The 20,174-nt window shown below is 65.8% G+C and carries 24 protein-coding genes and 1 tRNA gene; 10 read left to right on the top strand and 15 right to left on the bottom strand.

Going from position 1 to position 20,174, the window contains the following annotated elements:
* Nucleotides 1-89 precede the first annotated feature (89 nt).
* From phaR to hslU, 3 genes are all read left to right on the top strand, one after another.
* On the top strand, nt 90-650 hold the full coding sequence (gene phaR, locus ACQR50_RS14845) for a polyhydroxyalkanoate synthesis repressor PhaR (RefSeq protein ID WP_428968892.1): 561 nt from the start codon (nt 90-92) through the stop codon (nt 648-650).
* Nucleotides 651-1,001: 351 nt separating this feature from the next.
* Entirely contained in the window at nt 1,002-1,544 is a 543-nt protein-coding gene (gene hslV / locus ACQR50_RS14840; protein ID WP_056437183.1) for an ATP-dependent protease subunit HslV, read from the top strand.
* Nucleotides 1,545-1,557: 13 nt separating this feature from the next.
* Complete coding sequence (gene hslU, locus ACQR50_RS14835) at nt 1,558-2,853, top strand: ATP-dependent protease ATPase subunit HslU (RefSeq protein WP_056436846.1); 1,296 nt, start codon at nt 1,558-1,560, stop codon at nt 2,851-2,853.
* Nucleotides 2,854-3,081: 228 nt separating this feature from the next.
* On the opposite strand, the gene ACQR50_RS14830 is transcribed toward hslU, so the two are convergent.
* The 10 genes from ACQR50_RS14830 to ACQR50_RS14785 all read right to left on the bottom strand — a co-directional run bounded on the left by ACQR50_RS14830 (nt 3,082) and on the right by ACQR50_RS14785 (nt 9,188).
* Entirely contained in the window at nt 3,082-3,450 is a 369-nt protein-coding gene (locus ACQR50_RS14830) for a hypothetical protein (RefSeq protein WP_428968891.1), read from the bottom strand.
* Complete coding sequence (locus ACQR50_RS14825; RefSeq protein ID WP_428968890.1) at nt 3,450-3,878, bottom strand: hypothetical protein; 429 nt, start codon at nt 3,876-3,878, stop codon at nt 3,450-3,452. The genes ACQR50_RS14830 and ACQR50_RS14825 overlap by 1 nt, the downstream gene beginning before the upstream one ends.
* 34 nt (nt 3,879-3,912) lie before the next feature.
* A complete protein-coding gene (gene gloB, locus ACQR50_RS14820; RefSeq protein WP_219020859.1) occupies nt 3,913-4,629 on the bottom strand; it encodes a hydroxyacylglutathione hydrolase in 717 nt (238 codons plus the stop codon).
* A gap of 10 nt (nt 4,630-4,639) precedes the next feature.
* Nucleotides 4,640-5,056, bottom strand: coding sequence for a VOC family protein (locus tag ACQR50_RS14815; protein ID WP_076717443.1), 417 nt, complete (start codon nt 5,054-5,056; stop codon nt 4,640-4,642).
* 90 nt (nt 5,057-5,146) lie between these two features.
* The gene (locus ACQR50_RS14810) at nt 5,147-5,911 is read right to left on the bottom strand and encodes a tetratricopeptide repeat protein (RefSeq protein WP_428968889.1); all 765 of its coding nucleotides are present in this window, start codon (nt 5,909-5,911) and stop codon (nt 5,147-5,149) included.
* Nucleotides 5,908-6,636, bottom strand: coding sequence for an alpha/beta hydrolase (locus tag ACQR50_RS14805; RefSeq protein WP_428968888.1), 729 nt, complete (start codon nt 6,634-6,636; stop codon nt 5,908-5,910). The genes ACQR50_RS14810 and ACQR50_RS14805 overlap by 4 nt, the downstream gene beginning before the upstream one ends.
* A gap of 175 nt (nt 6,637-6,811) precedes the next feature.
* Nucleotides 6,812-7,066, bottom strand: a complete 255-nt coding sequence (locus ACQR50_RS14800) for a DUF6356 family protein (protein WP_428968887.1) — start codon at nt 7,064-7,066, stop codon at nt 6,812-6,814.
* A 61-nt stretch (nt 7,067-7,127) separates the two neighbouring features.
* Nucleotides 7,128-7,343: a helix-turn-helix transcriptional regulator gene (locus ACQR50_RS14795; protein WP_428968886.1), complete on the bottom strand. Its 216-nt coding sequence runs from the start codon at nt 7,341-7,343 to the stop codon at nt 7,128-7,130.
* On the bottom strand, nt 7,325-7,714 hold the full coding sequence (locus tag ACQR50_RS14790) for a hypothetical protein (RefSeq protein WP_428968885.1): 390 nt from the start codon (nt 7,712-7,714) through the stop codon (nt 7,325-7,327). Before ACQR50_RS14790 ends, ACQR50_RS14795 begins: the two co-directional genes overlap by 19 nt.
* Nucleotides 7,715-7,796: 82 nt before the next feature.
* Entirely contained in the window at nt 7,797-9,188 is a 1,392-nt protein-coding gene (locus ACQR50_RS14785; protein WP_428968884.1) for a UDP-N-acetylmuramate--L-alanine ligase, read from the bottom strand.
* Between the two features lie 74 nt (nt 9,189-9,262).
* Here ACQR50_RS14785 and ACQR50_RS14780 point away from each other — a divergent pair, with 74 nt between their 5' ends.
* The 5 genes from ACQR50_RS14780 (at nt 9,263) to infC (ending at nt 14,321) form a co-directional block, all read left to right on the top strand.
* Nucleotides 9,263-10,078: an LD-carboxypeptidase gene (locus tag ACQR50_RS14780; RefSeq protein ID WP_428968883.1), complete on the top strand. Its 816-nt coding sequence runs from the start codon at nt 9,263-9,265 to the stop codon at nt 10,076-10,078.
* A gap of 417 nt (nt 10,079-10,495) precedes the next feature.
* Entirely contained in the window at nt 10,496-10,690 is a 195-nt protein-coding gene (locus tag ACQR50_RS14775) for a general stress protein (protein WP_056436877.1), read from the top strand.
* 190 nt (nt 10,691-10,880) lie between these two features.
* Nucleotides 10,881-11,573 carry an EAL domain-containing protein gene (locus ACQR50_RS14770; RefSeq protein ID WP_428968882.1) on the top strand — a complete coding sequence of 231 codons (693 nt, stop codon included), beginning with the start codon at nt 10,881-10,883 and terminating at the stop codon, nt 11,571-11,573.
* Between the two features lie 96 nt (nt 11,574-11,669).
* Nucleotides 11,670-13,673, top strand: a complete 2,004-nt coding sequence (gene thrS / locus ACQR50_RS14765; RefSeq protein ID WP_428968881.1) for a threonine--tRNA ligase — start codon at nt 11,670-11,672, stop codon at nt 13,671-13,673.
* A gap of 114 nt (nt 13,674-13,787) precedes the next feature.
* Nucleotides 13,788-14,321 carry a translation initiation factor IF-3 gene (gene infC, locus ACQR50_RS14760; RefSeq protein ID WP_037569087.1) on the top strand — a complete coding sequence of 178 codons (534 nt, stop codon included), beginning with the start codon at nt 13,788-13,790 and terminating at the stop codon, nt 14,319-14,321.
* A 648-nt stretch (nt 14,322-14,969) separates the two neighbouring features.
* Here infC and ACQR50_RS14755 read toward each other — a convergent pair.
* On the bottom strand, nt 14,970-15,440 hold the full coding sequence (locus ACQR50_RS14755) for an Lrp/AsnC family transcriptional regulator (protein ID WP_428968880.1): 471 nt from the start codon (nt 15,438-15,440) through the stop codon (nt 14,970-14,972).
* A gap of 128 nt (nt 15,441-15,568) precedes the next feature.
* Here ACQR50_RS14755 and ACQR50_RS14750 point away from each other — a divergent pair, with 128 nt between their 5' ends.
* Nucleotides 15,569-16,636 (top strand): Glu/Leu/Phe/Val family dehydrogenase, encoded by a 1,068-nt coding sequence (locus tag ACQR50_RS14750; protein WP_428968879.1) that lies wholly within the window; start codon nt 15,569-15,571, stop codon nt 16,634-16,636.
* Between the two features lie 394 nt (nt 16,637-17,030).
* Here the strand turns inward: ACQR50_RS14750 and ACQR50_RS14745 are convergent, their stop codons facing one another.
* The 4 genes from ACQR50_RS14745 to ACQR50_RS14730 are packed head-to-tail and all read right to left on the bottom strand — an operon-like array spanning nt 17,031 to nt 19,852.
* On the bottom strand, nt 17,031-17,507 hold the full coding sequence (locus ACQR50_RS14745; RefSeq protein WP_056436887.1) for a hypothetical protein: 477 nt from the start codon (nt 17,505-17,507) through the stop codon (nt 17,031-17,033).
* 22 nt (nt 17,508-17,529) lie between these two features.
* A complete protein-coding gene (locus ACQR50_RS14740; RefSeq protein WP_058744552.1) occupies nt 17,530-18,072 on the bottom strand; it encodes a demethoxyubiquinone hydroxylase family protein in 543 nt (180 codons plus the stop codon).
* On the bottom strand, nt 18,069-18,563 hold the full coding sequence (locus tag ACQR50_RS14735) for a disulfide bond formation protein B (RefSeq protein ID WP_428968878.1): 495 nt from the start codon (nt 18,561-18,563) through the stop codon (nt 18,069-18,071). The genes ACQR50_RS14740 and ACQR50_RS14735 overlap by 4 nt, the downstream gene beginning before the upstream one ends.
* 2 nt (nt 18,564-18,565) lie before the next feature.
* Complete coding sequence (locus ACQR50_RS14730) at nt 18,566-19,852, bottom strand: S41 family peptidase (RefSeq protein WP_428970716.1); 1,287 nt, start codon at nt 19,850-19,852, stop codon at nt 18,566-18,568.
* 231 nt (nt 19,853-20,083) lie between these two features.
* Here ACQR50_RS14730 and ACQR50_RS14725 point away from each other — a divergent pair.
* A tRNA-OTHER gene (locus ACQR50_RS14725) sits at nt 20,084-20,167 on the top strand.
* The last annotated feature ends 7 nt before the right edge of the window (nt 20,168-20,174 follow it).

The following is a 20,174-nucleotide window of genomic DNA, read 5'->3' as shown; positions in this document are numbered from 1 at the left end:
GCTAGGAACAGCGGCAAGGGTCGCGGACCATGTTGCGATGCGAAATCCAAGGCGTTAGGCTGCGACAAAACCATGAAAGGCGGGGGTCCATGAAGAAGCAGGCATCGGACGGCGTCGTGATCGTCAAGAAATATGCGAACCGGCGGCTCTACAACACCGAAACCTCCTCCTACATCACGCTCGACCATCTGGCGGGCATGATCCGCGCGGGTCGCGATTTTAAGGTCGTCGACGCCAAGACCGACGAGGACATCACCCATAATGTCCTGACCCAGATCATCATGGAAGAGGAAAGCCGGGGCGAAACCATGCTGCCGGTGAATTTCCTGCGCCAGCTGATCTCGATGTACGGCGATTCGATGCAGGCGATGGTGCCCGGCTATCTGGAGGCGTCGATGGACAGCTTCCGCCGCAACCAGGAACAGTTCAAGTCGGCGGTCGAGGGTGCGTTCGCGAACACGCCCTTCGCCGACATGGCCAAGCGCAACCTGGCGATGTTCGAGGCGGCGACGCAAGGGTTCAAGCCGGGCGCGGCGGGACCTGTGACGGCTGCGCCTGCGGCGGCTCCGGCGGGCAAGGACGCGGAAATGGCCGCACTGAAGGCGGAACTGGCCGCGTTGAAGGACAAGATCGAGAAGCTGGGGGAATAAGGCCCGAGCCTCCGTCCAGCTTGAGCGAAGTCGAAGGCTACACTCTAACCGGCGAGGCTGGCACCTAGCTATTCCTCCCCTGCAAGGGGAGGGGAACCAGCGAAGCGGGTGGAGGGGTGTAACCAGCTGCGGGTGCGCCCCAACCTCTCCAAGGGGCGACACCCCTCCGTCGGGCCTTCGACCTGCCACCTCCCCTTGCAGGGGAGGAATAAGATTGGTTCAGCCGCGATGTCCGTGCGTGGCCTTCGACTTCGCTCAGGCGGAACGGAGACGGATAGTCCGTCATCGCGATCATTGAACCCGCGCCTACCCGACTCCATATCGCCGCGCATGAGCGGGAATGAACACGCCATGCCCACCTGGCATGGCACGACGATTTGCTCGGTGCGCCGTGGCGGCCGGGTGGTGGTGGCCGGGGACGGTCAGGTTTCGATGGGCCAGACGGTCATGAAGCCCAATGCGCGCAAGGTTCGGCGGCTGGGCGACGGCTCGGTCATCGGCGGCTTTGCGGGCGCGACGGCGGATGCCTTTACCCTGTTCGAGCGGCTGGAGGCCAAGCTGGAGCGGCATAACGGCCAGTTGCTGCGCGCGGCGGTCGAACTGGCCAAGGACTGGCGGACCGACAAGTTTCTGCGCAACCTGGAGGCGATGATGATCGTCGCCGACAAGGACGTGACGCTGATCCTGACCGGCAATGGCGACGTGCTGGAGCCGGAGAACGGTATCTGTGCGATCGGATCGGGCGGCAATTACGCGCTCGCGGCGGCCCGCGCGCTCGTCGACTATGAACAGGATGCCGAGACGATCGCGCGCAAGGCGATGGCGATCGCCGCCGATGTCTGTGTCTACACCAATGACCGCGTCACGCTTGAAGCCATCGACGGCGCGAACTAATCCGAAAGCTCCCATGAACGACCAGTTGACCCCCAAGGCGATCGTCGCCGCGCTCGACGCGCACATCATCGGCCAGGCCGACGCCAAGCGCGCCGTCGCCGTCGCCATGCGCAACCGCTGGCGTCGCCAGCGGCTGGGCGCGGACCTGCGCGACGAGGTGACGCCCAAGAACATCCTGATGATCGGCCCCACCGGCTGCGGCAAGACCGAGATCAGCCGCCGTCTCGCCAAGCTGGCCGATGCGCCCTTCGTGAAGGTCGAGGCGACCAAGTTCACCGAGGTCGGCTATGTCGGCCGCGACGTCGAGCAGATCGCGCGCGACCTGGTCGAGGAGGCGATCCGGCTGGAAAAGGAGCGCCGCCGCGTCGCGGTGAAGGACAAGGCGGAAGAGGCGGCGATGAACCGCCTGCTCGACGCGCTGGTCGGCAAGGACTCCAGCCAGGCAACGCGTGAGGCCTTCCGTCAGCGTTTCCGCGACGGCCATCTCGACCAGACCGAGATCGAGATCGAACTGGAGCAGGCGCAGGCGACGCCGTTCGAGATTCCCGGTGCCGCGCCGCAGATGATCAACCTGTCCGAGATGATGGGCAAGGCGTTCGGCGGCCAGCCGCTCAAGCGCCGCAAGCTGACCGTCTCCGCGGCCTGGACCAAGCTGGTCGAGGAAGAGGCCGACAAGCGCCTCGACCAGGACGAGGTCAGCCGCGCCGCACTGGCCGATGCCGAGGCGAACGGGATCGTCTTCCTCGACGAGATCGACAAGATTGCGGTCAGCGACGTACGCGGCGGTTCGGTCAGCCGTGAGGGCGTGCAGCGCGATCTGTTGCCGCTGATCGAGGGGACGACGGTCGCAACCAAATATGGCCCGATGAAGACGGACCATATCCTCTTTATCGCGTCTGGCGCCTTCCACGTCGCCAAGCCATCCGACCTGCTGCCCGAACTTCAGGGCCGTTTGCCGATCCGGGTCGAGTTGAAGGCGCTGACCGAGAGCGACTTCGTCGCGATCCTGTCGGACACCAAGGCGTCGCTGCCCGCCCAGTACAAGGCGCTGATCGGCACCGAGGGGGTGGAGATTTCCTTTACCGAGGACGGCATCGCCGCGATCGCGCGGATTGCGGCGGAAGTGAACGGCCAGGTCGAGAATATCGGCGCGCGGCGGCTTCAGACCGTCATGGAGAAGCTGTTGGAGGAGATCAGCTTCGAGGCGGAGGATCGTCAGGGTTCGACGCTGACCGTGGATGCGGCCTATGTCGACAAGCAGTTGTCGGCGGTGGCGCGGAATACGGATTTGAGCCGGTTCGTTCTGTGATCGGGGTGGGGGCTCGGTGAGACACCGAAGCCCTCCCCCATCCCAGTTTCAGGTAAACGATGCCCCGCATCGTTTAGGTCATGCCGGGGGCATGACCGACCTGAAACTCGCCTGCGGGAGGGGAGCGGCAAGACCAAATGTTGTGCCTCCATTCATACGTGTCGATCCAGGCACGCCCCTCCCGCCTGCGGGAGGGGATGGGGGAGGGCAGGCCGCAAGCGAAAACGCTTATTTCTTCACCCGATCATACGGCACGAACCCGTCAAAGAAACACCATGCCGACGGGATCGACAGCCCCTGCTGCAACACCCGGAACCGGTCGTTCCGACAGACCTGCGATCCCCAGCGGTCGATCAACAGCGTGTTGAACGGCTGAATACCAAAGCACTGGCCACGGACCTTGGCCCGCCAGACGCGACGCCCCGCCTTGATGACGATCACGTCCTTGTCGGCGATGACCGGCCCCGACATGGTCGTGCTGGTGTCGACGCATTGCGCCGGCGCCCCCGCGACACGTCCCGCAAAGGGGTCGGACCTGGCCGCCGATAGGGTCAGGGTCAGGCCCAGCGCGGCGGCGATGGTGGCCTTGCCGCGCATCAGCCCCGCTTCCGATAGGGGATGAACTCATTGAAACTGCAACTGCCGGTAAAGAAGCCGGAGGTGCGGTCGACCGTCTGCGCGATGTCGCCCGAACAGAGCTGGCCCGTGGTCGTGCGGGTCACGAAGATGTTATTGCCCGACCCGCCGACATCGCTGCACCCGCCCGCCGTCCGGCTGACATATTTCAGGCGCGGTGACACGGTGTAGACGATGGTCGGGCCGTACGACCGGACCTGCTGCGTCCGGTACTGGCTGATGCACTGGGTCGGCGCGCCCGGCGTCAGGCCGCGCAGCGCCTTATCGAGATCGGCACGCTCGGTCTGGGCGCGCTGCTCGACCTGTGCCTTTTGCGCGGGCGTCAGCGTACAGGCGCTCAAGCCCGCCATGGGGATCAGAACAGGTAACAACGTCACGATACGCATCATTCCGTCTCCGTCTAAACGCCCCTGTAGCAATGGCTTAACCCTTGAACGCGTCCTTGGCTGCACGGCGCTGCGCCAGTTCGTCCGCGTCGACCGAGCGGAGGAAGGGGTTGGTCGCCCGCTCCAGCGCGATGGTCGTCGGAATGGTCGGCTCGCCCTGTTCGCGCATCGCGACGACATCGGCCAGCCGCTCGGCGATGGCGTCATTGTCGGGCTCGACGGCGGCGGCGAAGCGGGCGTTGGACAGGGTGTATTCGTGGCCGCAATAGACGCGCGTGTCGCCCGGCAGCCCCGCGAATCGGCGCATATTGGCGTGCATCTGCGCCGCCGTTCCCTCGAACAGCCGCCCGCATCCCATGGCGAACAGCGTGTCGCCGGTGAAGATCGTCGCCCGGTCGGCGATGTGAAAGGCGATATGGCCCGCCGTATGGCCGGGCACCGACCAGATGGTCGCCACGGCGTCACCGACCGCGATGGTGTCGCCTTCGTCCAGCAGCGTGTCGAGCCCGTCGATCTTCGCCGCCTCCGCCGCCGGACCCGCGACGCGGGCCCCTTGCGCCTTCAACGCGGCGGCACCGCCGACATGATCGGGATGCCAATGGGTCAGCCAGACCTGATCGATCGTCCAGCCGCGCGCGGCGGCCGCCGCCGCGACGGGCGCGGCCTCGCCGGGGTCGAGCGCGACGGTCTGCCCGGCGTCATGGATCAGCCAGGCATAATTGTCGGAGAGGACGGGGACTCGAACGATTTCCATGGAAAGCCTCTTACCAGCTTCCGACATTGGGCATCGAGACCCAGGGTTCGGCGGGCGGCAGCGCACCGTCCTGCAACAGTTCGATCGAGATGCCGTCGGGCGTCTTGACGAAGGCCATATGCCCGTCGCGCGGGGGGCGGTTGATGATGATCCCGGCATCCATCAGCCGCTGGCACGTCGCGTAGATATCGTCGACGCGGTAGGCGAGATGCCCGAAATTGCGACCGCCGGTATAGATTTCGGGATCCCAATTGTGGGTCAGCTCGACCTCGGCCCGGCCTTCGTCGCCCGGCGCGGCCAGGAAGATCAGCGAGAAACGCCCGCGCTCGTTGTCCACCCGCCGGACCTCCTTAAGGCCCAGCAGCTCGAAGAAGCGGATGCTGGCGTCGAGATCGCTGACGCGGATCATGGTGTGGAGATAGCGCATCGGTGGTTCTGCCTGTTCAACGGGGCCGCTCGGGCGGGACAGCCATGCTATCCCGAACGGGAAAGCATGACCTTTACGTGCGATAAGGGATTAGCGGGACGGGAATTGCGAGAGCGCCTTGGCCGTCTCGGCGCGGATCGGGCTGTCGGGCGGGGCGAGGCGGGCGGCCTCGCTCCACGCCTTGCGGGCGCCCGCTTCGTCGCCCGCGACGGCGGCGATGTTGCCCGCCTCCAGCTGGACGCTGGGATCGTCGGCGGAGCGGGCCAGCGCCTGGGCGATGTCCTTCTGCGCGCGGGGCAGGTCCTTCATCCGCCGCGCCAGCGTCGCCGAGAGCAGCCAGGCGAGCGGATCGGCAGGCGCGTTGGCCAGCGCCGCATCCAGATCGACCCGCGCGGCGGCCATCTGTCCGCCCGCCACCGAGGCCCGCGCCCGGTCGAGCTGCGCCTCGCCCAGCGCGAAGCCGCTCAACTCGCCTGCCGCGAGTGCAGCATCCAGCGCGGCGCGGGCATGGGTGGCGTCCCCGCCGGCCAGAAAGGCATTGCCCGCCTGTGCCCAGTAATTGGCGGCACGCACGTCATGCGCGGTCTCGGCGGCGCGGGCGGCCTGTTCGAAGGCGCTGGCCGCGGCGCTCCAGCTGCGCTCGGCCGCAAAGGCGAGGCCCAGGCATTGCTGCGCAAAATAGTCGCCGCCCGCCAGCCGCCATTTGCCCGCCTCGACCTTGGCCGCAGCGGGATTGGTGTCGGCGAGCGATACGCAGCGCTGATAGCGCGCCTCGCGCGGGTCGGTGGGGAGGGGCGGCGTCTTGGCGGGGGCGGACTGGACGGCGGCGGCGAGCGCCAGGGAGAGCAGGATCATAGGCGGTGCAACACGTCCTCGACGGCCCGGATCAGCAGCGCGATATCGGCATCGCGCGACAGCCGGTGATCCCCGTCCTTGATCAAGACAGTCTGCACATCGGCTGAACGGAACAGCTGCGCCAGATGGGTGGTCCGCTGCCAGGGCACATCGGGGTCGGCCATGCCCTGAAGCAGGCGGACCGGCCCGTCGAACGCGATGGAGCCGAACGTGAGGCGATTGGCCTCGCCCGACGACCAGAAACGGCGGGTATAGATGGTGGGGGCGGGGCCATAAGGATTGGGCCGCTCCAGTTGCCCGGCCTGGAGGATCGTCATCTTCTCCTCCTCGGAAAAGCCCCAGTCGGTGAAGTCGGGCGCGGGCGCGATGCCGACCAGCGCCTGGACTTGTTCGGGGCGTGCCTTGGCGGCGAGCAGCATCAGCCAGCCGCCCATCGACGATCCGACCAATATGGCGGGTCCCTTCACCACATCGTCGAGCATCGCGACCACGTCGTCCCGCCAGTCGGCCAGCGCCTGATCCTCGAACGCGCCCTCCGAATCGCCACAGCCGCCATAGTCGAAGCGCAGGAAGGCCCGGCCGTTCGCCTGGGCCCATGCCTCCAGCGCCAGCGCCTTCGACCCCTGCATGTCCGAGGCATAGCCGGGCAGGAACACGATCGCGGGGCCGGTCCCCGGCGTCCAGTGATGGGCGAGCTTGGGGCGGGGTGTGGGCGTGTCGGTCATGACCGGGATTTAGGGGGCGGGGAAGGGATTGGAAACCCGACGGCGCAATGTCCCGCCTCCGTTCAGCCTGAGCGAAGTCGAAGGCCAAGAGATGACCTCCCCATGGAGATGCCTGGAGAGGCCGCGGCGTGGCCTTCGACTATGCTCAGGCCGAACGGAAGGAGGGGCACCCCCCTCAGATCACATATTCGACGCTCTTCATCTGCACCTGTGCCGCCTGTTTCTTGCGCCGCTTGGCCACCATCTCGGCATGGAGCCGGGCGACCGTGTCGCTGCCCGTCGTGGTGCATAGCCCGGGCACCACGGCATGCACGATCGCGCCCAGCCCGCCCAGGATCATGATCCCCCCGAACCGTGCCGCGACGCCGAAATGCTCGACATAGCTTTCGCCGACGCTTTCGGGATGTTCGGTAAACAGGCGACGGAACATGACGGGCGTTCTCCTATGGCCGTTGGCGTCGATCCTATCATGACGATGGGAATGGGCCAAATCAGCCTTTGGACGGGCTGACGAAGATGTCCTCGATCGCGCAGCCGAACAGCTCGGCGATCTTGAAGGCGAGGGGGAGCGAGGGATCGTAGCGCCCCGTTTCGATCGCGTTGACGCTCTGGCGGCTGACCTCCAGCCGTTCGGCCAGATCCTGCTGGCTCCAACCGTGCTCGGCGCGCAGGGTGCGGAGGTGGTTGTTCACGCCCTCGCCCGCCATTCCGTCAATGCGTTGACACAGCCGCCCAGCCCGAAGCCACCAAACCAAAGGACGGTCGTCCAGTAACCTTGGGTGTGCTCGACCAGCCCGAAGCCCTCCAGAAACCCCCATGCCGTCGAAACGGACAGGGCAAAGCCGGTTGCGATGAGCGACTGTCGCACGAGAAGCATCCGGACATATTCGTCGCGCATCTCCACCAGCAAGCGGCCGATCACGACGAAGACGCCCATGATCGGCAGCGCGGGCAGAATGGCGACCAGATAGGCCAGCGGGCCTGAGGGAGGCGCATGACGGAACCACATATTCGCGCCGATCAGAGCGACGGCATAGAGCGTCATCGTCGCCAGCAGGCGGCGGGTATATCGCTTCATTTCAGGTTGCAAACGCATCACGAACCTCCCTCGTATGTGAAGGAAGCTTTACATGGAAAGTTCGCTTTACGTCAAGCGTCCTTTACGTCGCTGCCAGCTGCTCCACCATGTCCTGCGCCAGCAGGCTGAGCGTGTCGTCACGCGCGCCCATCACCACGATACGGTCGCCTTCCTGCGCTTCGGCCACCAGCATTGCCGCGGCCTCGGCACGGTCGGCGATGTGGCGGGCATCGAGGCCGCGCGCGCGCAGGTCGGCGACGATGTCGGCGCTGGTCACCTCGCGTGCGACGGTGCCGCCGAAATAGGCCGGGTCGGGAATCGCCAGCACGTCGTCGGGCTTCATCCGTGCGGCGATGCTGTCGACCAGTTCGGTCCGCATGACCTTGAGCGGGCCATAACCGTGCGGCTGGAACAGGATCAGCAACCGGCCGGGAAAGGCATGGAGCGTATCGAGCGTCGCGGCGATCTTGTCGGGGTTGTGGCCGAAATCGTCGATGACGGTAACGCCCTTCGCCTCGCCGACCTTCTCGAACCGGCGTTTCAGGCCGGTGAAGCGCTCGACCGCGCGGATCGCATCGATCAGCGGCACGCCCGCCGCCACGCTCGCCCCAATGGCGGCCAGCGCGTTGGAGACATTGTGGCGGCCCGGCACCGATAGCCGGACGTGATAGCCTGCCCCCCCGGTGATCAGGTCGAATTGAATCGCGAAGGGTTCAGGCTTCAGCGCCTCGGCGACCAGATCGGCCGCCCCCTCCACCGCAAAGGTGGTCAGGTTGGGAATGTCGGCCAGCAAGGCAGCCGTCTCGGCATCGCCCGCATTCGCCACGACATGACGCGCCCGCGCTGCGAACCCGCCGAACAGGTCGCGCAATTCCTCCAGCGACTTATGGTCCAGGCTGACATTGTTCAGCACCGCGATGGCCGGATTGTAGAGCGCGATCGAACCGTCGCTTTCGTCCACCTCGCTGACGAACGCCTCGCCGCCGCCGACCAGCGCGCTGGCAAAGGGACTGTCGGGCGAGACGAAGTCCTTCATCACCGCGCCGTTCATCGCGGTCGGATCGCGCCCCGTTTCGTGCAGGATGAAGGCGATCATGCCGGTGACGGTCGACTTGCCGCTGGTCCCCGCCACGCCGATGGGCAGCGCGCTCTCGTTGAACAGGCTGGCAAGCACCTGCGCGCGGGTGGCGCGGGCGCAGCCCAGCCGATTGGCGGCAACGATGTCGGGCACCGTCTCCTCGACGGCGGCCGAGGCGATGACGAGCTGGTCGGCCGCGGTCACGCCCGATCCGTCCTGGGGGAACAGCGCGATCCCGGCGGCGCGCAGCGCGTCGAACTTGGCGGCGACGCGCCCCTGATCCAGTCCCCGGTCGGAGCCCGCCACCGTCCAGCCGCGTGCGCGCAGGATCATCGCCAGCGGCATCATCCCCGATCCGCCGATACCCACCAGAAAACAGGAATTGCCGTTGGTCATGGCGCCACGCTATCGGCGGTAATGCGGCACAGGGCAATGCCCCGCCGGATCGGCAGCCAAGGGGGTACGCCAGCATGAAGATCGGAATCCTCGCCCCCGCCAGCATCGGCAACCCCGCCGCCGAAGCCCCGGTCAGCGCCTTTGCCGCGATCGCCTATCCGGATGTCGACCTGATCTTCCACCCGCAATGCTATGAGCAGGACGGCCATTTCGCCGGGTCCGACGAACGCCGCGCCTCGGCCTTTCTGGAGTTCGCCAACGATCCCGGCATCGACGCGATCTGGTTCCTGCGCGGCGGATACGGATCGAACCGCATCCTGTCGCGGGTCATGCCCCATCTGAACGCGGCGGCGGGGCACAAGACCTATATCGGCTATTCCGACCTCGGCTTCGTGCTGGCCGCGCTCTATGCCCGGCGGATCGGACGGCCGGTGCATGGGCCGATGGCGAGCGACATTCGCCGCCAGCATGGCGATGTGACCGTGGCGCGTTCGCTCGGCTGGCTGGTGAGCGGCGATCGGCAGGGGCTGGAGCCGGGCCTCGACGGCCGCCCGGCGGCGGCGTTCAACCTGTCGATCCTCCATGCGCTGATCGGCACGCCCTGGCTGCCTGACCTGACCGACCATGTCCTGATGATCGAGGAAGTGTCCGAGCATCTTTATGCCGTCGACCGGATGCTGTTCACCATGGCCAACGCCACCCAGCTGAAGGGCGTGGCGGGCGTCCGGCTGGGCGCGGTCAGCAACGTCCAGGCCAACGAGCCCGAATGGGGCGAGACGCTGGAGTTCATGATCCAGCGCTGGTGCACCGAGATGGGCGTGCCCTATCTGGGGCGGGCGCGGATCGGTCATACGCAGGACAATCACCTCGTGCCGTTCGGGATCGCGTGAGGGAAGGCGATCAAGGCATGGCGCTTGGCCCATGCATCGCACGGACCGCGATGGCCCAGACAAACTCGCCCTCGTAAATCCCGGTTTCCGCCACCGGCACCACCGGTTCGTATCGACCTGTCGCCTACGCCCATCGACGGCAAGGTCACGGCGATGGCGGTCTACCCAATCGATTAATAGGGACCGGCTGCGCCGCGTGATATCGGCGAAGACATGATGTGGTTCGCCCCGTTATTTCGGGCTCCGTCCCTGTGGCTGATAATGATATGGGTCAGGATTGCTGAAGTCCGTACCGCTTCGCTCCATTAAACAGATCATGATCTGTCACTTATGCAGAATATAATTGTTGCGCGGATTTCCGAAACTTGAGGCTTCGCCGCTTCGTCTTTGCGCTGCGGGGGCAGTAGGAGAGACAAGATGGCCAACAGCAATGGCGGCGGCGGCCGCGAGAATAATCCGGGCAACTTTGCCAACGACCGCGAAAAGGCATCCGAAGCAGGACGCAAGGGTGGTCAGGAAAGCGGCGGCAATTTCAAGAACGACCCCGAACGCGCGGCCGAGGCCGGGGCAAAGGGCGGACAGGCCAGTCACGGCGGCGGCCAGCAAGGTTGACGCCCAGGTCCTGAACCTTGCGGCGGCGGTGGATACGGACCACCGCCGCCCTTTTTCTGGGCAAGCGCCTTGCATCGGAAAATTCCGGTGAGGCAAGGCGTTAACCAATTCCAATTAGCCGGGGGGCATGGAAATGCGCAAAATCTGCAGTGGATGCCGCGACGGTGTCGATTTCGAGATCCCGTTCACGATGGCATTCCAGCCAATCGTCGACACCATGACCGGGCGTCCCTTTGCCTATGAGGCGCTGATCCGGGGCCTCAGGGGCGAGGGCGCGTATAGCGTGCTGTCGCAGGTGAACGAGGCGAACCGCTATTCCTTCGACCAGGCGTGCCGGGTGAAGGCGATCGAAACTGCGATGGCGGCGGGGATCATGGACGGCGATGCGCGGCTGTCTATCAACTTCCTGCCCAATGCCGTCTATTCGCCGATGGCCTGTATCCAGCTGACCCTGCGCACCGCCCAGGCGCAGGGGCTGCCTGTCGACCGGCTGATCTTCGAGTTCACCGAGAACGAGCAGATGGGATCGCCCGAACATGTCGCGAGCATCATCGATTCCTACAAGCAGATCGGCTTTTCGGTGGCGATCGACGATTTCGGCGCGGGCCATTCGGGGCTCGACCGGTTCATGCGCTTCGCCCCCGACGAGGTGAAGCTGGATATGGAACTGGTCCGCGACATCGACACCGATCCCCGCCGCCGCGCCATCGTGCGCGGGGTGGTCGGCATGTGCGCCGAACTCGACACGCTGCTGATCGCCGAGGGAATCGAGACGGCGGCTGAGGCCGCGACGCTGCGCGATCTGGGCGTGCGGTATCACCAGGGTTACTGGTATGCCCGGCCCGCGTTGGAAGTGCTGCCGGAGATCCGGGCGCAGGGCTGAGCGCCACCCCATATACCTGTCGCCGTTTCTTCCCTATAGAGCCCCTCGCGCCGGGTTCAGCTGGCGCATCACCAGCCCTAATCGAAGAGAGTATCCATGTCCGCGATGTTCCGTATCACGCTGCCCGACGGTTCCGTCCGTGAGGTCGCGCCCGGAACTACTCCCGCGGACATCGCCGCCGCGATCGGTCCGGGCCTCGCCAAGGCGGCGATCGCCGCGCGCGTCGATGGCGAACTGCGCGACATCATGCGCCCGTTCGAGGGCGACTCCGCGCTGGCCTTGGTGACTGCGAAGGACGAGGCCGATGCGCTCGAACTCGCCCGCCACGACTATGCGCATGTCCTCGCCGAGGCGGTGCAGGCGCTGTTCCCCGGCACGCAGATCACCTTCGGTCCGGCGACCGACGACGGCTTCTACTACGACTTCGCGCCCAAGGATCGCCCCTTCACCGAGGAGGACCTGCCCGCGATCGAGGCCGAGATGCGCAAGATCATCGCCAAGGACGAGCCGCTGATCCGCGAGGTCTGGACCCGCGAACAGCTGATCGAGCGCTGGACGGCGCAGGGCGAGAGCTTCAAGGCCGAATGGGCCGCCGAACTGCCCGATACCGAGGAACTGACCGTCTATCGTGCGGGCAAGGGCGAGGATGCCTGGCTCGACATGTGCCGCGGGCCGCACCTCGCCTCCACCGGCAAGCTCGATCCCAATGCGTTCAAGCTGACCCGCGTGTCGGGCGCCTATTGGCGCGGCGACCAGAAGAACGCGATGCTCAGCCGCATCTATGGCACCGGCTGGCTCAACAAGAAGCAGCTGGCCGAGCATCTGACCCGCCTGGAGGAAGCCGCCAAGCGCGACCATCGCAAGCTGGGCAACGAGATGGACCTGTTCCACCTCCAGCAGGAGGCGCATGGCTCGGTCTTCTGGCATCCCAAGGGCTATCGCATCTGGCGCGAGCTGGAGGCCTATATGCGCCGCGCGATCGACGCGGGCGGCTATCGCGAGGTGAAGACCCCGCAGGTGATGGACGCGCGCCAGTGGGAGCAGTCGGGCCATTGGGGCAAGTATCGCGAGAATATGTTCGTGATCCCCGACGAGGTACCGAACGTCGAGGACGAAGGCCCGCTGGTGTCGGACGATGCGCAGTGGATGGCGCTGAAGCCGATGAACTGCCCGGCGCACGTCCTGATCTTCCGCCAGGGGATCAAGTCCTATCGCGACCTGCCGCTGCGCTTCTATGAGAATGGCTGCTGCCACCGCAACGAGCCGCATGGCGCGCTGCACGGCCTGATGCGCGTGCGCCAGTTCACCCAGGACGACGCGCATATCTTCTGCCGCGAGGACCAGATCGTCGAGGAAGTTCGCGCCTTCTGCGAACTGGCGGACCGGATCTACAAGGATTTCGGTTTCACTTACTCGATCAAGCTGGCGCTGCGCCCCGAAAAGCGCTTCGGCACCGAAGAGATGTGGGACATGGCCGAGACCGAGCTGCGCGACGCGGTCGTGCGCGCTGGCCTCGCCACCGAGCAATATGGCTGGGAAGAGCTGCCGGGCGAGGGGGCTTTCTATGCGCCCAAGCTGGAATGGCATCTGACCGACGCGATCGGCCGCACCTGGCAGGTCGGCACCATCCAGTCGGACCGGGTTCTGCCCGAGCGACTCGATGCGTCCTATATCGGTGAGGATGGCGAGCGGCATCGCCCGATCATGCTCCACCGCGCGATCTTCGGCTCGTACGAGCGGTTCATCGGCATCCTGATCGAACATTATGCGGGCCGCTTCCCCGTGTGGCTGGCACCGGTGCAGGCGGTGGTCGCGACCATCGTGTCGGACGCGGACGGCTATGCGGAAGAGGCGGCGGCCAAGCTGGCGGCGGCGGGCATCCGCGTCGAGACCGACCTGCGCAACGAGAAGATCAACTACAAGGTGCGCGAGCACTCGGTTGCCAAGGTCCCCGTGCTGCTGGTCGTCGGCAAGCGCGAGGCCGAGGAGGGCAAGGTCGCCGTCCGCCGTCTGGGCAGCCAGGCGCAGGAGATCATGACGCTGGACGAAGCCATCGCCATGCTGCGTGAGGAAGCGACGCCGCCGGATCTGCGCGGCTGAATCCTCATAAGCTAAAGGAAAGGGCGGGACGTTTGTCTCGCCCTTTCAAATTTGCCCCCGATCGCTTATATTGAAATCGTAATTGCCACAGGAGAAATACCCATACGTCCTCCCATGATGCGCCGTCCGATGCAGGCGCCGCCGATGAACGGTCCTCGGTTCAACGAGTGGATTCAAAGCCCCAAGGTTCGCGTGATCGACCATGAGGGCGAGAATCTCGGCGTGATGTACACGCGCGAGGCGATGGCCCAGGCCCAGGAGCTCGGCCTCGACCTGGTCGAGGTGTCGCCGAACGCGGACCCGCCCGTCGCCAAGTTCCTCGACGTCGGCAAGTATAAGTACGAGGCGCAGAAGAAGGCGAACCTCGCCCGCAAGTCGCAGAAGACGCAGGAGATCAAGGAGATCAAGATGCGTCCGAACATCGACGACCATGATTACGACACCAAGATGAAGAAGGTGGTCGAATTCATCGGCGAGGGCGACAAGGTGAAGGTCACCATGCGCTTCCGCGGTCGCGAACTGAGCCACGGCCAGCTGGGCATGAACGTGCTCCAGCGCGTCGCCGAGCAGGTCGCCGAGGTCGCCAAGGTCGAAGCCTATCCGCGCATGGAAGGCCGCCAGATGCTGATGGTGCTGGCCCCGAAGTGATGCGCGGCGACTCGGGGGGGGGCTTCCCCGGGTTGCGCGATGCTTTTGAGAACCCCTGGTGGCTCAATGGGCTGCCGGGGGTTTTTGTTTTGGGCGTGCGTGGAGAATGTCGAATCTGATCTCCGCTCAGCCTGAGCGACGAAGGTTCGAGCCTGACGACAATGTCTTGAATCAACGTGAGCCCCTCCTCTTCAGGGGAGGGGTTGGGGTGGGGCCTTTCCACGAACGCCGCGCTTGCGGAAGCGCCCCACCCCCGACCCCTCCCCTGAAGGGGAGGGGGGCATTTCATGTAATTTATGCCTGAAAACTTCGCGTTTCAGGCAATGGCATCAACAGTCTCGATCTAGAGCGGATCGACATTGAGCCATGCCCTTCCCCCCTCGCCCCTCATAGAGGGGAGAGGGTTGCGCAGACTTGGCCTTTGCGAAGCAAAGGCTTAGTCGGAGCTGGGTGAGGGGTGCTGCGCTCGCATCCGCGAGCGCGCGAGCCGAAGGCTCGCTCAACCCCTACCCAAGCTGCGCTAGCCAGCAGGGTTAGCGGAAGAGCCTGGACGGTTGATCGGTTCCACCGCGTGGCGTGCACTTCGACCACGCTCAGTGCGAACGGAGCGGGGGCCGTGTGACAGGCCTAAACGGCAAGGTGAGGGCCTCACCCGGCAATCGGCAGCGACGTGGTCGATTTGATCTCCGACAGTGCCACCGTCGAGTTGATTTCCTGCACCCCGGGCAGGTTCGACAGTTTTTTAAAGAACAGCCGCTCATAGGATTCGATATCCGCTGCCACGATGCGCAGCATGAAGTCGACCGAGCCCATCAGCACATGGCACTCCATCACTTCCGGCACTTCACGGATGGCGGCGGTGAATTCGTCGAGATTGGCGCGGCCATGGGCGTTGAGCTTCACCTGCGCGAAGATCTGCGCCTTCAGCCCCACCTTGGCGCGGTCGACCAGCGCGACCCGGCGCTTGATGATCCCGTCACGCTCCAACCGGTCGATCCGCCGCCAGCAAGGTGACGCCGACAGGCCGACGGCTTCGGCGATGGCGGCGGTGGAAAGACTGGCATCCTCCTGCAGCAGGGCAAGGATGCGTCTTTCCCAGATATCGAGATCGTGAGACATTTCATCCTTCAGTCAGCCACTATGAGGTCATATTAGCCGATAAATCGACATTGGCCTAATCAATCGGATCAGTTTCGCCTCTCGCGCTGGGCTATCTCCATGTCAGAGAAAGTTCAGGGATACGATCGATGCTGCACCCAGCCCAAGACCGCCAGAGCCTGCCGCCCGAAGAGGTGGTGACGTTCCACGACAAGGACAGCGGGGCGAGCGGCGTCATCGTGCTCCACTCCACCGTGCTCGGCCCGGCGGCGGGCGGGTGCCGGTTGTGGCATTATGCCGACGACCGCAGCGCGACGGTCGATGCGCTGCGGCTGGCCGAGGGCATGGCGTTGAAGAATGCGCTGGCCGATCTGCCCTTTGGCGGCGGCAAGGCGGTCATCCGCCTGCCCCAGGGACCGTTCGACCGTGCCGCGCTGTTCCGTGCCTTCGGGCGTCAGGTCGCCGAGCTGAAGGGTCGCTATGTCACCGCCGAGGATGTCGGGACCAGCGTGGCGGATATGGCAGAGGTCGCCACGCGCACGCGCCATGTCGCCGGGTTACCCGTTTCCGGGCAGAAGCCCGGCGGCGATCCCTCGCCCTGGACGGCGCTGGGGGTGGTTCAGGCCATGCGTGTCGCGGTTCGTCAGCGGCTGGGCGCGGAGCTTTCCGACGTGACGGTCGGCGTTCAGGGGCTGGGCCATGTCGGGTATGCGCTATGCGAACTGCTCCACGAACAGGGGGCCAAGCTGATCGTGGCGGAACCGCGCAGCGAGGTGGCGGCGCGCGCCGCCGACCGGTTCGGCGCGATGGTCATGAGCAGCCGGGCGCTGCTGTCGGCGCGCGTCGATGTGCTGGCGCCCTGCGCATTGGGCGGGGTGCTGGATGCCGACACGGTCGCCCAGCTGCGCGCGAGCGTGGTGTGCGGGGCGGCCAACAACCAGCTGGCGAGCGAGGACATGGCCGAACGGCTGGCCGCTCGCGACATCCTCTATGCTCCGGACTTCCTGGCGAATGCGGGCGGGATCATCAATGTGGCGGGCGAATATCTGGGCTGGCGCACGGCCGAAGTGCGGCGGCGGGTCCAGGCCGTCGGGCGGAAGATGGGCGCGGTGCTGGCACTGGCCGAGCAGAACGGCATCACGCCGGACGAGGCGGCCCGCGCGCTGGCGCTGGAACGGATCGCGCAGATGCCGCGGGTGCAGGCCGTGGCGGCTTGAGGGGGCGGCGGGGCTTTCCCGGTCGCATTCTGGCGGGCGGCAGGTCCGGCATAGGCCCGGCCGCCCGAGTCTGGCGTGCGCTTCGACGTTGCTCAGCGTGAACGGAAGTCGGGAATGGTGGCAGGACAGATAGGTCTGCCCTGACCAATGTCAGTCGATTTCCCCACCCCCGTTCGGCCTGAGCGAAGAGCCAACCCTTCGCCAAACTAGCGCTGCGGCGCGGGCGCTTCGACGACACTTACCGTGAATTGCGCTTGCGCCTCTCAACGCACCACCCCGGCGAAGGCCGGGGTCCAGTTACGGTATGCTTGCCGCAGTTATAAGCGCGCTTAGGCTACATACTCGGCCGTGTAGGGATGGAGTCGGGGTTCAAAGAATTGCCGACACCCATACATCACGGATTCCGCGGTTCCTCGTCACGCCTGCGCTGGGCGTTGATCGCGCGGTTCTCCCGCGCGCGCTGGACGAAGCAGCCGGTCGCACCGCCCGCGCCGACCGCCGAGCAACTGCCGATGCTGTTGACGCCCGCACCCTCGTTCAGCGTGCCCGTCGCCCGCGCCGCCCAGCTCTCATTCTCGGGTGTGACCTGCAGGTCGCGCAGTTCCTTGGGCACGCGGAACTGTTCCTCCGCGCCGCGCCGGACGCAGACCACGATCTCGTTGCCCTGATTGTCCGTCGGGCAGCGTTCGTTGCCGAACAGGGTCAGCACGCCGTTGACCGGCGCGTTGCGCGAGACCTCGCCGGGGGCCTCGATCTTCTTGGGCGGAAGCGCGCCGGGGGCGGCGACCTGCTGTGCCGTCGCGGGGGCCGCGCCGATGCCTGCGATCGTCATCATGGCCAACATGCCGGCGGCCCGGGACCGGTTCGTCATCCTCTCTCTCCCGCAATATCGTTCAGAGGCGCTTGGCCGCCGCGATCGCGACCTTGCAGCCCGCCCGGATCAGTCCGTACATCACCGGATAGGCGATCGCCTCCTCGGCGCCCGCGCCCAGCGCATGGTCGCGATGCTCCAGTTCCTCGGCCTGGAAATCGGCGATGGCCTCCGACAATTCGGGGTCGCTGTCGCCCAGCTGGTCGCGCTGTTCCTGGTAATGCTTGTCGATTTCGGTCTCGACCGCCGCGGTGCAGGCCATCGCCGCCTTCGGCCCGATCGCCGCCGTGATCGCGCCCAGTGCGAAACCGGCCTTGTCCCAGAAGGGCTGGAACAGGGTCGGGCGCACCCGGCGCTCGGCGATCATCCGGTCGAAAAAGGCGCGGTGGCGCTCTTCCTGCTCGGCCATGTGGTGGATCGCGCGTGCAAAGGGATGCCGGTCGCCCAACACCGCCAGCTGCCCGGCATAGATGCGGGTCGCGCCATATTCCCCGGCCTGGTCCACCCGGACCATCGCCTTCATCGGTTCGCGCCGGTCGCCCGGCATCCAGCGAAGCTGGCTCATCGCGCCTTCCTCATCAACAGCAGGATCGCCGCCGCACCGCCCAGCGAGAAGATCGCATTGAACCCGGCGAGCGAAATCCCGCCCAGGGTCCATTGCGCCACATCGCAACGGATGACCGGCGCCTTCAAAATCGCGTTCAGCCGGTCGGCGGCGCTCCCGCCCGTGAAACTCACCGTCGAGGTGCAAGCGGTAAAGCCCTGCCACCAGCCATATTCGACCCCGGCATGGGCGACACCGATCCCTCCCGACACCGCGATCAACAACGCGGCGAGCACGACAAGCGATCCCCGGATGCTGCGCTGGGGCACGAAGAAGGCGAGGAAGGCGGGCACCAGCGCGGCATAATGCGGCCAGCGTTGCCAATGGCACATCTCGCACGGGTACAGCCCGCCGATCAGCTGGCTGCCCCAGGCCCCCGCCAGCAGCGTGGCGGGCAGGGCGAAGGCGATGATGTTCGCCAGTCTCTCGTTGCGGGTGCGGGCGACGGCCATGATCACTTCACCGGCGGCTTGGTGGCGGCGGCGATCTGGGCCGGGCCGCCCAGACGCGCGACCGTCTTCAGCGCATAATAGAGCTGGAAGTCCTCGATCCCCTGCTTCTTCAGCGCCTCGGGCGTGGCGGCGAAGCGCGGATCGGCCTTGGTATCCTCTTCCAGGATCGAATTGTCCGCCTTCACCTCGTTGATCAGGTGGCGGCGCAGATCGGCCTCGCGGAAGACGGGGCGCGTCTTGTAATCGGGATCGGAAATCTGCGGCACCTTGATGTCGGGCTCGATCCCGCCCTCCTGCACCGACCGGCCCGAGGGGGTGTAGTAGCGCGCGGTCGTCAGGCGGAGCGCCGTCTCCGGTCCCAGCGGCAGCAGCGTCTGGACCGATCCCTTGCCGAAGCTGCGCTCGCCCATCACCAGCGCGCGGTGATGATCCTGAAGCGCGCCCGCGACGATCTCCGACGCCGAGGCGGTGCCGGAGTTGGTCAGCACGATCACCGGCAGACCGTGAGCATCGTCGCCGGGCTTGGCGTAATAACGCTCGATATCCGACTTCTCGCGGCCGCGCTGGGACACGATCTCGCCGTGATCCAGGAACGCATCGCTGACCGCGATCGCCTGGGTCAGCAGGCCGCCGCCATTGTCGCGCAAGTCGACGACATAGCCCAGCGGCCGATGCCCCAACGCCTTGTCGATCGCCATGATCGCCGCGCGCGTGTCGGCGCCGGTGTTTTCGGAGAAGGTGTTGATGTTGATATAGCCGACATCGCCCTTCACCTCCCACTTGACGGGGCGCTGGACGATGACCTCGCGCGTCAGGGTCAGCTCGATCGGCTTGTCGCGGCCGGGGCGCACGATGGTCAGCTTGATTTTGGTGCCGGGCTTGCCCCGCATCTGGCCGATCGCCTCGTCCAGCGACTGGCCATAGATCAGCTTGCCGTCGATATGGGTGATGTAATCGCCCGACTTGACGCCCGCGCGGCCCGCCGGGGTATCTTCCTGCGGCGCGATGACCTTGATCGCGCCGTCTTCCATCGAGACGGTCAGGCCCAGCCCGCCATAATTGCCCTCGGTCTGGATCTTGAGGTTGTCGAAGTCGAGCGCGTCGACATAGCTGCTATGCGGATCGAGCGCCGCCAGCATCCCCTGGATCGCGCCCTTGATCAGCGTGTCGTCGTCGACCTTGTCGACATAATCGGCCTTGATCCGGTTGTAGACGTCGAGGAACCGGTCGAACTGGCGGACGGTCGAACTGTCCACCGCCGCCATCGCGGAGGTCGTGATCGGCACCATGGCCAGCGCGCCGACAAGGGCAGTAGCAGTCAGAAGCGGACGGTTCGGCAGCGGAAGTCTGAAAAGCGGGCGGGGCATCGAGGGTCCTGGACCAGATAAGCAGACCGCCTGTGTAGCGGGAAGCCGGACGCAATCAAAGCGCAACCGTGCTGAACGGGGGGTGAGCGAAGGGTGGGGAATGTCGAGAACCAACAGCGCCCCACCTTGCCGCGTTCCATGCTATGGACTGCCACCAGCGTGACGGAATTGGTAGACGTATCGCCTCAGCGATCCTCGGCAATCGTCGGGGTGTGGGTTCGATCCCCGCCGCTGGTCATATCGG

Origin of the sequence: Sphingomonas sp. Xoc002, from assembly GCF_050408055.1 — a bacterium.
GTDB lineage: Bacteria > Pseudomonadota > Alphaproteobacteria > Sphingomonadales > Sphingomonadaceae > Sphingomonas > Sphingomonas yabuuchiae.
Note: the sequence above shows the minus strand (reverse complement) of the source record. Positions and strands in the feature narration are given on the sequence as shown.